14 protein-coding genes and 1 riboswitch are annotated in these 13,864 nt (G+C 47.3%); of the genes, 13 read left to right on the top strand and 1 reads right to left on the bottom strand.

What is annotated here, in order from left to right; genetic code table 11:
• Positions 1 to 48 precede the first annotated feature (48 nt).
• Positions 49 to 154, bottom strand: a riboswitch (TPP riboswitch).
• A gap of 42 nt (positions 155 to 196) precedes the next feature.
• On the bottom strand, positions 197 to 1,399 hold the full coding sequence (locus J2Z66_RS18210; protein WP_209972885.1) for a helix-turn-helix domain-containing protein: 1,203 nt from the start codon (positions 1,397 to 1,399) through the stop codon (positions 197 to 199).
• A gap of 279 nt (positions 1,400 to 1,678) precedes the next feature.
• Here J2Z66_RS18210 and J2Z66_RS18205 point away from each other — a divergent pair, with 279 nt between their 5' ends.
• From J2Z66_RS18205 to J2Z66_RS18145, 13 genes are all read left to right on the top strand, one after another.
• On the top strand, positions 1,679 to 2,695 hold the full coding sequence (locus J2Z66_RS18205; protein WP_245375648.1) for a sulfonate ABC transporter substrate-binding protein: 1,017 nt from the start codon (positions 1,679 to 1,681) through the stop codon (positions 2,693 to 2,695).
• A 35-nt stretch (positions 2,696 to 2,730) separates the two neighbouring features.
• On the top strand, positions 2,731 to 3,870 hold the full coding sequence (gene ssuD, locus J2Z66_RS18200; protein ID WP_209972883.1) for an FMNH2-dependent alkanesulfonate monooxygenase: 1,140 nt from the start codon (positions 2,731 to 2,733) through the stop codon (positions 3,868 to 3,870).
• 16 nt (positions 3,871 to 3,886) lie between these two features.
• Entirely contained in the window at positions 3,887 to 4,669 is a 783-nt protein-coding gene (gene ssuC / locus J2Z66_RS18195) for an aliphatic sulfonate ABC transporter permease SsuC (protein WP_209972881.1), read from the top strand.
• Between the two features lie 11 nt (positions 4,670 to 4,680).
• Entirely contained in the window at positions 4,681 to 5,595 is a 915-nt protein-coding gene (locus tag J2Z66_RS18190) for an ATP-binding cassette domain-containing protein (RefSeq protein WP_245375647.1), read from the top strand.
• A 1,069-nt stretch (positions 5,596 to 6,664) separates the two neighbouring features.
• Complete coding sequence (locus J2Z66_RS18185; RefSeq protein ID WP_209972879.1) at positions 6,665 to 7,303, top strand: DapH/DapD/GlmU-related protein; 639 nt, start codon at positions 6,665 to 6,667, stop codon at positions 7,301 to 7,303.
• Positions 7,304 to 7,447: 144 nt separating this feature from the next.
• Positions 7,448 to 8,185: a GntR family transcriptional regulator gene (locus tag J2Z66_RS18180; protein ID WP_209972878.1), complete on the top strand. Its 738-nt coding sequence runs from the start codon at positions 7,448 to 7,450 to the stop codon at positions 8,183 to 8,185.
• An 11-nt stretch (positions 8,186 to 8,196) separates the two neighbouring features.
• Positions 8,197 to 8,661, top strand: coding sequence for a phosphonate C-P lyase system protein PhnG (phnG, locus tag J2Z66_RS18175; protein ID WP_209972876.1), 465 nt, complete (start codon positions 8,197 to 8,199; stop codon positions 8,659 to 8,661).
• Positions 8,648 to 9,316, top strand: a complete 669-nt coding sequence (phnH, locus tag J2Z66_RS18170; protein WP_209972874.1) for a phosphonate C-P lyase system protein PhnH — start codon at positions 8,648 to 8,650, stop codon at positions 9,314 to 9,316. Before phnG ends, phnH begins: the two co-directional genes overlap by 14 nt.
• Positions 9,304 to 10,461 carry a carbon-phosphorus lyase complex subunit PhnI gene (locus J2Z66_RS18165; protein ID WP_209972872.1) on the top strand — a complete coding sequence of 386 codons (1,158 nt, stop codon included), beginning with the start codon at positions 9,304 to 9,306 and terminating at the stop codon, positions 10,459 to 10,461. Before phnH ends, J2Z66_RS18165 begins: the two co-directional genes overlap by 13 nt.
• The gene (locus J2Z66_RS18160; RefSeq protein ID WP_245375646.1) at positions 10,418 to 11,296 is read left to right on the top strand and encodes an alpha-D-ribose 1-methylphosphonate 5-phosphate C-P-lyase PhnJ; all 879 of its coding nucleotides are present in this window, start codon (positions 10,418 to 10,420) and stop codon (positions 11,294 to 11,296) included. The genes J2Z66_RS18165 and J2Z66_RS18160 overlap by 44 nt, the downstream gene beginning before the upstream one ends.
• Positions 11,296 to 12,153, top strand: a complete 858-nt coding sequence (locus J2Z66_RS18155) for an ATP-binding cassette domain-containing protein (RefSeq protein WP_209972870.1) — start codon at positions 11,296 to 11,298, stop codon at positions 12,151 to 12,153. The genes J2Z66_RS18160 and J2Z66_RS18155 overlap by 1 nt, the downstream gene beginning before the upstream one ends.
• A 25-nt stretch (positions 12,154 to 12,178) precedes the next feature.
• Positions 12,179 to 12,874, top strand: coding sequence for a phosphonate C-P lyase system protein PhnL (phnL, locus tag J2Z66_RS18150; RefSeq protein ID WP_209972868.1), 696 nt, complete (start codon positions 12,179 to 12,181; stop codon positions 12,872 to 12,874).
• A gap of 33 nt (positions 12,875 to 12,907) precedes the next feature.
• Positions 12,908 to 13,861, top strand: coding sequence for a sugar phosphate isomerase/epimerase family protein (locus tag J2Z66_RS18145; RefSeq protein WP_209972866.1), 954 nt, complete (start codon positions 12,908 to 12,910; stop codon positions 13,859 to 13,861).
• The last annotated feature ends 3 nt before the right edge of the window (positions 13,862 to 13,864 follow it).

Raw genomic sequence — 13,864 nt, 5'->3', positions numbered from 1 at the left:
CCACAATGGAGCGGCTTTATCATCTATCGGTGAACGCCGAATATACGAAAGAGTCCGTCTCCACTTTCCTACGCTGGTATGATCCAGATCAGGTTCAAGGGTCCAAGGATCACTTTCCTCGTCTCAGCCTATTTAGGCTCCCCTAGTGGGTTTCTTATTCAATTAAGTATTAAGATACGGGTAAAGTTTGATTTTGTCAATAAATCATTTCGGGGGACCACTCACCTGGCAGCGGCGAGTCGGGAAGGACGGGGAGCTTGAGTGCCTCCACGGCATGAAGCAAATATTGCTCCTGAACAGCGAAGCCATCATATTTGCGTTGATGTCCAGGAAGGCGCTCGGCCCCCTGGAATTTCATGTTGGCGAGCGTTTGCAAATCCCGGCTGTACAGGGAGGCATCCCAGCGAATTTGCGACAGCACGGAGGTAACGACCTGCATCGGAAAGCCGCTGGCCTCGTGAATCATTTCAGCAGCCCTGAGGGGAGCGCGGCGAATCAGGTCATGCGCCCTCAAATGGGCCTTCATATAGGCAATCATGACGACTTCATTTCTTAGCAGCCATTGTTCATCGGCCATAAGTCCGGTTAAATAATCTCCTCCCGCAGCTTCGCTGCCTATCGGAATACCTTTGCCCAGCCATTGTACCCAGCTTAAATACGGCTCCCACAAAACACTGGCCCCGATGCTGCCCTCAACAATACCGTTCAGACATTCACCCATTCTTCTATGAATGACAGGCTCCTGATCCAGCCCGAAGGAACTCATCATTTCACCGAGTCTGCAGGATGCACTAGAATTTGCAACGATGGAAATCGTGCTCTCCGCCAGATCCTCTATACGCTGAAACGGACTGCTTGAGGGGACTACTAATGAGATGCCGCCACCATGGCTTGTTTTTCCGTCAAAAGCCAAAAAGGTCGGTTTGAAATTGGGCAAAATCTGGCTGAGTGTCTGGCAGGCGATCATCGGGTAGTCGCCTAAAGACGCAATATGCACACGCCCGGCAATAAGCCCCTCCACGAGTTCAATGCCGTTAGGTGAATTCACCCAGCGTACCTGGTATTGGGCTGAAGGGCACATGCGTTGTAATTCCTCTTCGAAAAGACCCAGCTTTTTTATAATTAAGGGACTCCATAGTAAGGCAGCGCCGCTTTGATACCCGACTGAAACAATACGATCAGAATCGGACATTTCCTTAGGCTGCTTGGGATGTGGGCCGGCATGGGAGTGGAGCTGGATCCAGGCATTCAGCTTCTGTTTTTCCAGCAAAATTTCTTTTCCTATTTTAATAAAGGGCAGCTGCTTATCCTTGCGCCAACGGTCGATGGTCGCCCGGCTAACACCCAGCATATCCATTGCTTCTTGTAAGGTTAACAAATCTAACCGCTGATTTTGCACCAAAATCACCTGCCGTTCCGTTATAATTCCGATTAATCACATTGGATTTATATATATTCATATTTTATACGAAATAGCTGCAGAGTTCAATTAGGAATTGAAATAAAAAATGGATATAGATGGGTAAACTCCTCATTCCTGCTCATAGCCACTCAAATTTATTCAAATGATTGACATTAAGTGGAGGAGGTGATAATTTCGATAATATTAAAGCTCAGTAAATAACTAGGAATTATTGGCTTTATAAAATCTGATTATACTGAAGGGGTAGTGAAAGAGATGAGTAGAAGGAATGAGGCGTTTAAAAAGAAGGGCTTTTTGCATGGAGCATTGTTGGTGTTATTGGCTGTGGCGATGCTGACGTTATCAGCTTGCAGCTCCTCTGATTCCAAGCCAGCGAATACGGCGACTGCAGATACGAAGGGGAAAAAAGACCAAGGGGTAGTACGCATCGGATACCAGAAATACGCTTCGGTTAACATTATGAAAGAGCACGGTGGACTGGAAGAAAGATTGGAGAAAATCGGTTACCGTGTGGAATGGACGGAGTTCCCGGGCGGGCCGCAGCTGCTGGAAGCGATGAATGTGGGCAGTATTGATGTTGGCCATACCGGCGAGGCGCCTCCTATTTTTGCCCAGGCTGCGGGAACGCCACTTGTATACTTGGGACACTCACCGCAAAGTCCGAAAGCTGAAAGCTTGCTTGTACCAGAAAACTCCTCCATTCAGAAGATTGCAGATTTGAAGGGGAAGAAAATTGCCTTGAATAAAGGGTCCAATGTGCATTATTTGTTAGTGAAGCTTTTGGAGAAGGAAGGAGTGGCTTATGAGGATGTAAAGGTAACCTTCCTTCCACCTGCTGATGCCAGAGCCGCGTTCGAGAGTGGAAATGTAGATGGATGGGTAATCTGGGAGCCATTCTATTCAGCAGCACAAACAGCTACTAAAGCGCGCGTGTTGGCAGACGGTGAAGGTCTGGTGAAAAATTATGAATTTTACTTGGCATCCCGCACCTTTGCCGAAAAGCATGCTGATGCCATAGACGGGATATTAGATCAATTAGGGGAAACAGATAAGTGGGCAAAGGACAATTTACCAGAAGTAGCTAAGCTGCTGTCCCCGGCGCTCGGAATTGATGTTCCTTCTTTAGAAAAAGCCTTATCGCACCGCGGATTTGGGATTGAACGGATTAGTGATGCCACTATTGCCGAGCAGCAAAAAATTGCTGATGCCTTCCTGAAACTTGGCCTGATTCCAAACGCAATCCAGGTAAGTGACGCTGTTATTAAAAAATAGACCTAATACCCTACAACAGGATTGAGGAGATTACAATGGAATTATTCTGGTTTATTCCTTCACATGGCGATGGCCGATATTTGGGAACGTCCACAGGAGCAAGAACCGTCGATTACAGCTACATCCGCCAAATCGCCCAAGCCGCAGATCAACTGGGCTACAATGGAGTGCTCGTTCCTACCGGTAAAGCTTGTGAGGATGCCTGGGTTACGGCTTCCTCCTTAATCCCAGCCACGAAGAGGCTGAAGTTTCTGGTCGCTATCCGGCCAGGGCTTATGTCGCCGACAGCAGCAGCCAGAATGGCTTCAACCTTCGACCGGTTGTCAGAGGGCAGGCTGCTGGTCAATGTGGTGACAGGCGGCGATCCGCATGAGCTTGCTGGCGACGGCATGTTTCTCGCCCATGATGAGAGATATGAGCAGACGGATGAGTTTCTGCACATATGGCGCAGGCTTATGAGCGGGGAAGAAGTTACCTATGAAGGCCGCTATTTGCAGACGAAGGCTGGAGAGGTTCTGTTCCCGGCTTTGCAGAAGCCTTACCCGCCCTTGTATTTCGGAGGCTCTTCACCGGCAGCCCAGCAAATTGCCGCCGATCATATCGACGTATACTTAACCTGGGGAGAGCCTCCCGGCGATGTTGCCCGTAAAATCGAGGGCATCAGAAAACTCGCCGCAGAGCGGGGAAGAACGGTCAAATTCGGAATAAGGCTGCATGTCATTGTCCGTGAAACCGAAGAGGAGGCTTGGAAGGCCGCCGATGACCTGATCCGTTATGTGGATGATGCGACGATTGCTGCAGCTCAACAAATACTGGCCGGCTATGATTCCGAAGGACAGAAAAGAATGGCCCAGCTGCATCAGGGAGATAGATCCTCTCTGATCATCAGTCCGAACCTGTGGGCAGGAATCGGGCTGGTGCGTGGAGGGGCGGGGACCGCTTTGGTGGGGGCCCCCCAATCTGTCGCAGCACGAATGCAAGAATACGCGGAGCTGGGAATTGAAACGTTTATTTTATCCGGTTATCCGCATCTGGAGGAAGTTTACCGGGCAGCTGAGCTGCTGTTTCCACACCTGCCGGAGCGGGTGATACCAGCAGGCTTTAAGCAAGCGGCAGCTCCATCTGGCGAAATAGTCGCTTACAGCTTGCGCACCAAAACGGACAATGGCGGTTAAGCGGAAGGAGTCAATTATGCGTGTTTTTTTTAGAAAATTGAGTCAGTCCGGCGTGACACCATGGATCATACCGGTGCTGTTTATTGTATCTTGGCAGTTACTAGGCCAGTATGGGGTTCTTTCAACCCGCATTTTGCCTACCCCCCTGCAGGTATTGAAAGCAGCTATTTCCTTGACGAAATCGGGGGATTTGTTTCGCTATATTGGCAGCAGTGCACAGCGGGCGTTTATCGGATTTGCGATTGGCGGGGGGATTGGATTTGTGCTGGGCATCCTGAATGGTGTATTCCGCATTGCAGACAGCCTGCTGGACAGCTCGATTCAAATGATCCGGAATATTCCCCACCTGGCGCTTATTCCGTTAGTTATTCTTTGGTTCGGAATCGGTGAAGAGGCGAAAATTTTTCTGGTTGTGCTTGGTGTTTTCTTCCCGATTTATCTGAATACGCTGCATGGCATCCGTTCCATTGATCCAGGCTTGATTGAAATGGCAAAAGTATACGGTTTGAGAGGAGCAGCTCTTTACTGGCACGTTATTCTTCCTGGAGCTTTGTCCTCCATTCTGGTTGGCGTTCGCTATGCTCTTGGTTTTATGTGGCTGACGCTGATCGTATCAGAAACGATTTCGGCTGACTCAGGCATTGGCTATATGGCCATGAATGCCCGGGAGTTTATGCGCATGGATGTTGTGGTATTGTCAATTATCGTGTATGCCTTGCTCGGCAAGCTGTCCGATCTTGCAGCCAAGCTGCTTGAACGTCTGCTGCTGCAGTGGCATCCTAGTTACTATAAAAGATAGGGGGGAGATGGATGAAAGGGATGAAGCATGGACAGGCAGGTGCGGGAATAGTTGCAGGTGTAGGTGCAGGAGCAAGTGCAGGAGCAAGTGCAAGTGCGGGAGGAGGAATAGGAGTAGGAGCAGTTGCAAGTGCAAGTGCAGGAGTATCAGCTGCGAGAGTAGGAGTAGGAACAGGGGCACAATTAAGTATAAAAAGCGTAGCCAAGAAATTTGAGAAAACCGATGTGCTCCAGGACATCAAGCTGAATATTCCGGCTGGCCAATTCCTGGCCATCGTCGGTCGAAGCGGCTGTGGCAAAAGCACCCTGCTGCGGCTGATCGCAGGGCTGGATGCACCGACGGAAGGGAGCATCCTGTCTGATGGTACAGTCGTCGAAGGCATCAGGGAAGATACGAGGATGCTGTTCCAGGACGCACGCCTGCTGCCCTGGAAGAAAGCACTCGCCAATGTGCAGGTCGGCGTGAAATCGGGTGACAAGGGCAAAGCGCTGGAGGCGCTGCGCCAGGTTGGTCTGGAGCTGCGCGCCGGGGAGTGGCCGGGAGTACTCTCCGGAGGCCAGCGGCAGCGTATTGCCTTGGCCCGTGCACTAGCCGGAGCTCCCCGGCTGCTGCTGCTCGATGAGCCGCTTGGTGCGCTCGATGCCCTGACCCGAATCGAGATGCAGCAGTTAATCGAGCAGCTGTGGCAGGAGCAAGGGTTTACAGCGGTGCTCGTCACCCATGACGTAAGTGAGGCTGTTGCCCTCGCCGACCGCGTTGTGCTGATCGAGAACGGGAAAATAGCGCTCGACATCGCGATAACACTCGATCGGCCACGGGAAAAGGACAGCGGCTTCAGCCATTTCGAGAAGCTGATTCTCGATCATATTCTTGATCGGAAGGAGAGCTCTACAAATCTTTCGAAGCCGCTTACTTATTCGATTTAGAAGCACTCACTCCGCTTCATCTCATTTCATCTCCCAATAGCTAATGAAGTGCTTTATCGTATCAAAGTGTGTCCGGCTCTGAGTTTTTTTTGTGATCACTATCCCCTTCAGTCAGGGTAATGAAGAGTTTGATAATTAAACAGATAAGATAATAAAAACAGTCCGTTTACATGTTAATGCCACTTGTGTCGGCCTGAAAGACAAAAAAGAAACCCGTCAGCACCTGCTGGCGGGTTTCTTGTGAGCTTATAAGAAAGTGCAAGTTTTGAGGACGAGCTAACCGTCAAACCAGAGCATGTCAGAGCTGCGCTCTCCCCCAAGCAAGCAATCCCCAACGAACAACTTTCAATTACATTTATTCTCCAAGGAAGTCAGAAAGGAAGCGCAGTTTTTCCATATGGCCACTATCCCTTTCCCTCAGAAAAGCAACTTTTGCTGGCAGTCCGTTATCGGTTTGAGCGTGACTGAGAAAGAAGGGATATGGGAGTAGGAGTGATAGTAATCAACAGTAATAATTAGTGATAATTATTAGTAATTAATGGTAATAAGTAGTTAGGGGTAGTAAGAAGTAGTAGTGCGGATTGGTTGGAGTAATAGGAAGAAGTGGGGCTAAGTAGGAATAAGTAGGGGTAAATGGTAAGAAGAAGTAGAAGTAGTAGGTAGTATGAAGTAATTATCTGGTAAGCAGCCAGCCTCCTCGAATTGAGCATGTGCTTGACTTAACGATGTTTTTCATCGTTAAAGCAAGTGTTTCAGATCAATCCGTCACGTTAGTGATGTTTTTCATCGGGAATGGCTGTGGTGAGGAAGAGCGGTAGTGTCTATCTTTAATGATTTGTTCTGCCTCCTCAGCTATACCATTCAAAGGAACTAATCTTTAACAGCAGCTGGAGCCCACATCCATTCCATTCCCTCACCTCCCCGAACTACCAACATTACGAACACGCACCTCAAAGGACGCCGCAAGTCGTTTATATTTACAATACATTCACATCCAGTTAATACAGCCATGTTGTCGCCAAGTTAAGCTTCGAATATGAAGTAGCGGAAGAGAGAAAGGGGCAGGGTGATGTATTATTTGAACCACACTCAAGAAAGCAAAAGGCTGTCGGAGCAGCCTACCCTTCATGAGACAGCGAATATATACAACAGCAGCCTGGGTGCTTGGACGGAGATTGGACCTAGAGTGTTGCTTGTAGATTCGGTTATAGGTGATTACACCTATTTAATGGATGAGGTAAATGTTCATTATGCGGAGATAGGCAAGTTTTGCTCAATTGCCTCCCATGCTTGCATCAATCCGGGGAACCACCCCATGTGGCGGGTTACGCAGCATCATATTACTTATAGAAGCGGTTCTTATGACATAGATACGGGGTCTGAGCTGGATGAGGAAATTTTCAACTGGCGCAAATGGAAGCGAGCCCAAATTGGCAATGATGTATGGATTGGACATGGAGCTACGATCATGCCGGGTATTACGATTGGCAATGGCGCTGTGATTGGATCAGGCTCGGTTGTGACCAAGGACGTAGAAGCGTATTCCATATGGGCAGGAGTACCTGCCAAACTAATCCGTTATCGGTTCGAAAAAGACTTGGTTCGTAAGTTAGAGGAGATTGCCTGGTGGGATTGGCCCAGAGAAGCGATTATAGATGGCTTAGAAGATATGAAAAATATGGAAGTTTTTATGCGAAAATACAGTTAATGTAGTTAATTATATTTATTGTAGTTAATTAGTTAGGGTAGTTATGTAGTTAATTTAGTTTAGGTAGTTATGCAGTTGATGCAGTTAAGAAGGCAGTTATGCAGTTAAATCAGTTAATGCAGCTAAAGAGTGGAGGTGGTCCAATTGAATTCAATCGATAAACCAACCCTAGCCGTTTCTCCTTACTTAGCTATTGCAGATATTCTCCAAAAGGAAATTGAAAGCGGCCAGTATGTGATTGGCGGTCCACTGCCGTCCGAGGCGGATTTAAGCCGCAGATTTAAAGTGAATCGGTATACGATTCGGCATTCGCTTGATTTTATGAACAAAAAAGGAATTATACGCTCGCAGCAGGGCAAAGGGCATTATGTGTGTGAGAAGCCGATGGATATTCAATATACGATTACACAAGCCATGTGTTTTACGGATGTGATGACGCAGTTGGGCTGCAAACCAAGTGCCAAGGTTTTAAAGAGTGAAGTGAAGCTTCCTCCTGAGCGAATTGCTGGGCTTTTACAAATGGCACCTGATGAAAAGGGGATTCGTCTCGAAATTCTTCGTTATGCAGATGGGATTCCGCTTGCTTGGAATGAAACTTGGCTGCCTGAAAAGTACTTCCCGCATTTTCCAGAGCAAATGACTGCTTTTACATCACTTTATGCTTTGTTGCGAGAGGGCTATCTAGTGGAACTGGCTCGTATCTGGTCTACATTTGAAGCCATTTACCCTAACTCAGCAGAAGCGGCTCTTTTAACAATATCACCGAGCACCACGTTGCTTCACATTGAGAGTGTGATGAGAGATCAGAACCAGCGTTTACTAGAATATACCTCAGCCAAATACCGCGGCGATCTCTGCCGTGTATCGATTCAGTTCGAATAAGGAGAAGTTAAATGAAAAAATCACGCTTAACGCATATTTTAGTGGAAGGTGCTCCGGATTTGTTAGAAAAACTTGCTTTACAGGTGGAGCAAAAGTACCAGGTAACCCTTGTAAGAGAGCCGGAAAGAAGCCTGGTTATGAATAAAGCCCGAGATTCTGTTTCAGGTAATCCATTTTATATGGGCGAGATTCTGATTACGGAATGCACGGTTTCTGTGGAATCTGTGGAATCTGTGGAGTTAGTGGGGTCTGTGTATGGGTTTGGGGCGATAATGGGTGAAGAGCCCGAGCGTGCCTATCAGCTCGCGGTTGTCGATTGTGCCTACAATGCCAAATTGCCAGAAACGTTAGAATGGGAAACATTATTAATAGCGGAAGAGCTGCAAATCGATGATAAGAAACGTTTGGAGCACTCACGGCTTATGATGTCCAAGGTGAATTTCGACACGATGGGGGATCAAAATGTCAAATCCTAATCCTAATCCTAATCTTAAAGAGCCAAGCTTTGATCGGATTCATGATACACAAGAGATCTACCGTGTTCTGCTGCATGCGATGTCGAGACCTGGTCTGATATGCGAGTTGGGAGTTAGCATGGATGGAGTCGATCTTCCTGTAGGAACCTCTAAGGCTGCCGCCGCCATTGCGTTTACTTTGCTGGATGGAGAGGTAACTTTTGCAGTCCAAATGTATGGACAGGAAGGATGGACAGAAACAATCCGGCGTTTGACATATTGCAAGTTAGTTGATTTTGCAGATGCGGATTATGTATTTGTAGAGGGTAATGAAGAGTTGAGATTTATCAACCAATTGCAATCACAGCTTAGAAAGGGCACACTTTCTTCCCCGGAAAAGTCAGCAACTGTTTTCATTCGCGTGAAGCATTTTGTAAATAACGAATTGTTATCAGGGCATCAAGGCTGCTCTTTGAAACTTACAGGGCCTGGGATTCAAACGGAGACAATGTGTTATGTAACTGGGCTTTCGTTTGCATGGATCGAGAGCAGGGCTCGTTTGGTTGAAGAATATCCGTTAGGAGTGGATCTCATTCTCTATACAGAGAATGGTGAATTAATCGCAATTCCAAGAACTACAGTTGTGGAAGGGGTGGCTGGAGCATGGCATATGTAGCCGTAACAGGGGGACAAGAAGCCATTCAGCAAGCAGAGCAGCTTGTGAAATATTATCGCTCAAAGGATTCTGAAGCGGTTCTGAACATTTCCATGATCGAAAAACAGCTTCGCTTGCTAGTGGATCGTATTATGGGGGAAGGCGGGATGTATGCGCCGGAGTATGCAGCCCTTGCCCTGAAGCAAGCGGAAGGTGATCCTGCAGAAGCGGCCTTCTTGATTCGCGCTTATCGTTCTACGCTGCCGCGTAATCACTATTCTCTTGTGTCCGAGCCAGCGAATATGCGTGTGCTTCGCCGCATTTCATCCTCATTCCGCGATATGCCGGGGGGACAAGTGCTAGGTCCTACGAACGATTATACGCATCGTATGCTGAACTTCTCTTTAAGAAATGAAACAACAGAGGATCTCCAGGCTTTTGTTGAGACTTATTTAAGCGATACACCCTGGGACGAGAGCAGTATGAAATTCACAAAGATTGCTGATCTGCTGAGAGAGCAGCATTTAATGGCGGATGTGGAAAGCTCGGATGATGAGGAACCTTATGATATCACACGGCAAAAACTAACCTTTCCGTGCAGCAGATCTGCCAGATTGCAGACCCTCTCGAGAGGCGAGACCGGGGCTATGACAGCATTAGCTTACAGCTCTATGCGCGGATATGGTGCGGTTCATCCTACAATTGGCGAGCTGCGTGTCGGGTATACGCCTGTCCATATCCCACATCCGTTTGATAGTGATGAGGATGGAGAAGGCATATACATTGGCGAGGTTTTGATGACTGAGGTGGAATCAATCAACTCATTTACACAGGATAAGGAATCAGGCAACGTGCAGTTCTTACTCGGTTATGGGCTTGTTTTTGGGCAGAATGAGCTAAAGGCAATTTCGATGTCGATTCTTGAGCGAAGCTTGGAAACCAAGGGAAATGCACCCGCACAAAATGAAGAATTCGTTTTGACCCATATTGATAGTGTTGAATCAGGCGGGTTCGTTTCCCACTTGAAAATGCCGCATTATGTGACCTTTCAAACCTATCTGGATCAAATACGTAAAACGCAAGTACGTAAGAACAAGTCAGCCTCAGAGGAGGAGACCAACCATGCAAAAGCTGGAAAAGATGAGGTTCCATACAGCAGAGTATAACTTTGCCTTTCTCGATGAAGGCTCGAAGCGGGAAATACGCCGCAAGACTCTGAAGGCTGTCGCTATTCCAGGCTACCAGGTTCCCTTTGGCTCCAGAGAATTGCCGATTGGCAGGGGCTGGGGGACAGGCGGATTACAGCTAACATTATCGCTGATTGGGCAATCCGATATCGTTAAGGTGATCGATCAGGGCAGTGATGATAGTGTGAATGCGGTAAGCATTCGTCGGCTGATTGAAGAAACCAGCCACATTGCATCTACAGAGGATACAACACAAGCGACGATTATCCAATCCCGTCACAGGATTCCGGAGGACCGGTTGCGTGCTGATCAAATTCTAGTCCTCCAGGTCCCTGAACCAGAGCCGTTGCGGCATGTGGAGCCAAGCGAGGAAGTAACGAAGATTCAGCATGGTGAGATGGACTATAGCGGCATTTGGTTGACGCTGTATGAAAGCATCGTTAAATGGGGGGCAGTTACGCAAGGTGCGGATTATCCGGTTATTGTACATAACCGTTACATTATGGCACCAAGCCCGATTCCGCGTTGGGATAATCCCAAATTGCATCAAGCGGATCATTTGACCTTATTGGGTGCAGGGAGAGAAAAGAAGCTATATGCAGTGCCGCCTTTTACGAATGCAGTCTCCCTGCAGTTTGAGGATTATCCGTTTGAAGTGGAGTCCTTTCCAGGAGCAGCCTGTCGTCTATGTGGAAGCGGAGAAACATTTTTAGATGAAGTGATTGATAGCAAGTTAGGTCAAATTATTTACCAATGCTCAGATACCGACTATTGCAATCGAAGATGTGAGCAGCAAGAAAAGGGGATGTTCTAATGGTTATAACAAATGAAAGCAAACCAGACCTTCCCTTACTGACAGTCCGCAACCTGACTAAAAAATATGGCAAAGGCTGTTCCTCATGTCTAGAGGGAGTAAATTCCACGAAAGGCGGACGATGCCCGGATTGTGGAACTGTATGGGCGTGCCGTGATCTGAGCTTTGATCTGTATCCAGGGGAAATTTTAGGTGTAGTGGGTGAGAGTGGATCTGGTAAAAGCACGATGGTGAAATGTCTTTATTATGATGAGGAAATTACATCTGGATATATGTCGATTGCCACCTATAAAGATGGTATATCCAATCTGTTTGAAGAATCCTCCCAGCAAAAGAGATACATCCGGAACCACCTTATGGGTATGGTGTATCAGAATCCTTATTTAGGTCTGCGTATGGGCTTCTCTAGCTCCGGCAATATTGCAGAAAAGCTAATCGCGGCCGATCATTATCATGTGGGCAACATCCGCAGTCGCGCTTCAGAGCTGCTGGAAAAAGTAGAAATTCCCTTGCAACGGATGGATGAGCCGCCGAAAAATTTCAGCGGAGGCATGCAGCAGCGGGTTCAAATATCCAAAGCCTTAGCGAATAACCCGCCATTGCTGCTGTTGGATGAAGTAACGACCGGCTTGGACTTATCTGTACAAGCCAAGGTGCTGGATTTAATCCGCAGCATTCAGCGGGAATTAGGCGTTGCCATGATTGTAGTTTCCCATGATCTGGGTGTGATACGGATGTTATCTGATCGCACTATGGTATTAAGGCAAGGGCAAATTGTTGAGCATGGCCTAACGGATCAGATCCTAGAGGATCCTCAGCATCCTTATACCCAGCTTCTTGTTCATTCCTTGTTATAAGTGAAAGCAGAAAGAAGGAATTTCTATGCTAAAAGTAACCGGACTTTCTAAGCAGTTTCAGCTGTCGCTCAGCCATGATATGCAAGTAAATCCGTTTCAAAACCTGTCCTTTGAAATTGCCAAAGGGAAATTCATGGGAATTTCCGGACCTAGTGGTATGGGGAAATCCTCGATTCTCAAATGTATTTATCGTACGTATCTCCCAACCCTGGGGGAAATTAAATATGACTCGGCGCGGTATGGTCCTATCGATTTAGCTAAGGCAACTGAACGGGAAGTTGCACATTTGCGGAAGAGTGAAATTAGTTATGTCTCGCAATTCCTTAAGGTCATCCCGCGGGTATCAGCCGTTGATATTGTGGCAGAGAAGCTGCTGCCTTCTGGTATTCCTATTCAAACTGCACGACTACAAGCGGAAGCCATGTTAGAACGGCTGCAGATTCCACGCAAGCTGATCCAAGCTTTTCCGGCTACCTTTAGCGGGGGAGAACAGCAACGCATTAATCTGGCTCGTGCTTTTATCGTACGGCCGCGTTTGCTCATACTGGATGAACCAACGGCTTCCCTGGATAAGGAAACGAAACAAAGCGTATTGGAGCTGCTCAGTGAAATGAAAGCTCAAGGCACGACGATGATTGGTGTATTTCATGATTGGGACGTGATGGAACGGATTGCGGATCATATTCTTGATCTTCAAGCCTTTGTTTTGGAACGTGTGTAAGGGGCAGGTTCGGAGAAAGGAGTGAATAGGCATATGAACACAAGGGGTATGGGAGTTAGCTTGCCGCCTAATGACACCATGGGCAATTTGGAAAAGCTAAAGAACAAGCTGATCAAAATTGAAGAGCTGGGTTTTGAAGCCGTAGAATTATCGCTGCACGGCATGGATGTGATCCGCAATGGTGTGATTGATCATCAGCGTTTGGAGAAGTATCGAAGCTTGCTTAGCAGCTTTAACCTTCGCTACACCACACATGCTCCCTATTCCATCAACTTATTTCGGCAAGGGGATACCAGCATAGAGCAAGCTTCATTAACTGCCTCTTTGGAGGTAAGCGGAGCAGTTGGTGCTGAAACGATGGTTTATCATGTTGGCAGATATATCGGTGAAGAAGAGTTCTTATATCCACATACCTGGCTTGATTATACGCAAGAGAATAAGCAAGAGCTTCTAGTGGAAGAGCAGAGCATTATGCGAAAACTGGGGCAGCTAGGTCAGCAATTAAATGTGCGGATTGCCTTGGAGAACATGCGCCCTTACTTGGATTGTCCATACTATTGCTACGCAGTCATTCCCGGATCCTTGGTGGAGCAAGTTGAAGCCATTAATCATCCCTTTATTGGCATTACACTTGATATCGGACATCTTTATTTATCACATAAAATGTTTGGGCTAGATTTGATAACAGAGCTTAGACGGATGATGCCTCACGTTATTCATCTGCATATGCATGATAATTACGGCAAAGCTTGCTTTTCCTCTGAAAAAAATCAATATGAGCTGGCGCCGATTGGCCGCGGAGACATGCATATGCCTATCGGGGATGGAGAGATTCCTCTGGGAGATATTTTTAAAGAGCTGCCCGCAGAATTTAATGGTTATCTGATTCACGAGGTGCGCGAAAGATATGAAAGTGAATGGTCTGGGCTTCGCCTGCGCTATGAGAGGGCTATCCAACAAGAACAAAACATGCATTGGAGGGGTTGATCA

Source organism: Paenibacillus eucommiae (assembly GCF_017874215.1).
Lineage (GTDB): Bacteria > Bacillota > Bacilli > Paenibacillales > NBRC-103111 > Paenibacillus_AI > Paenibacillus_AI eucommiae.
Note: the sequence above shows the minus strand (reverse complement) of the source record. Positions and strands in the feature narration are given on the sequence as shown.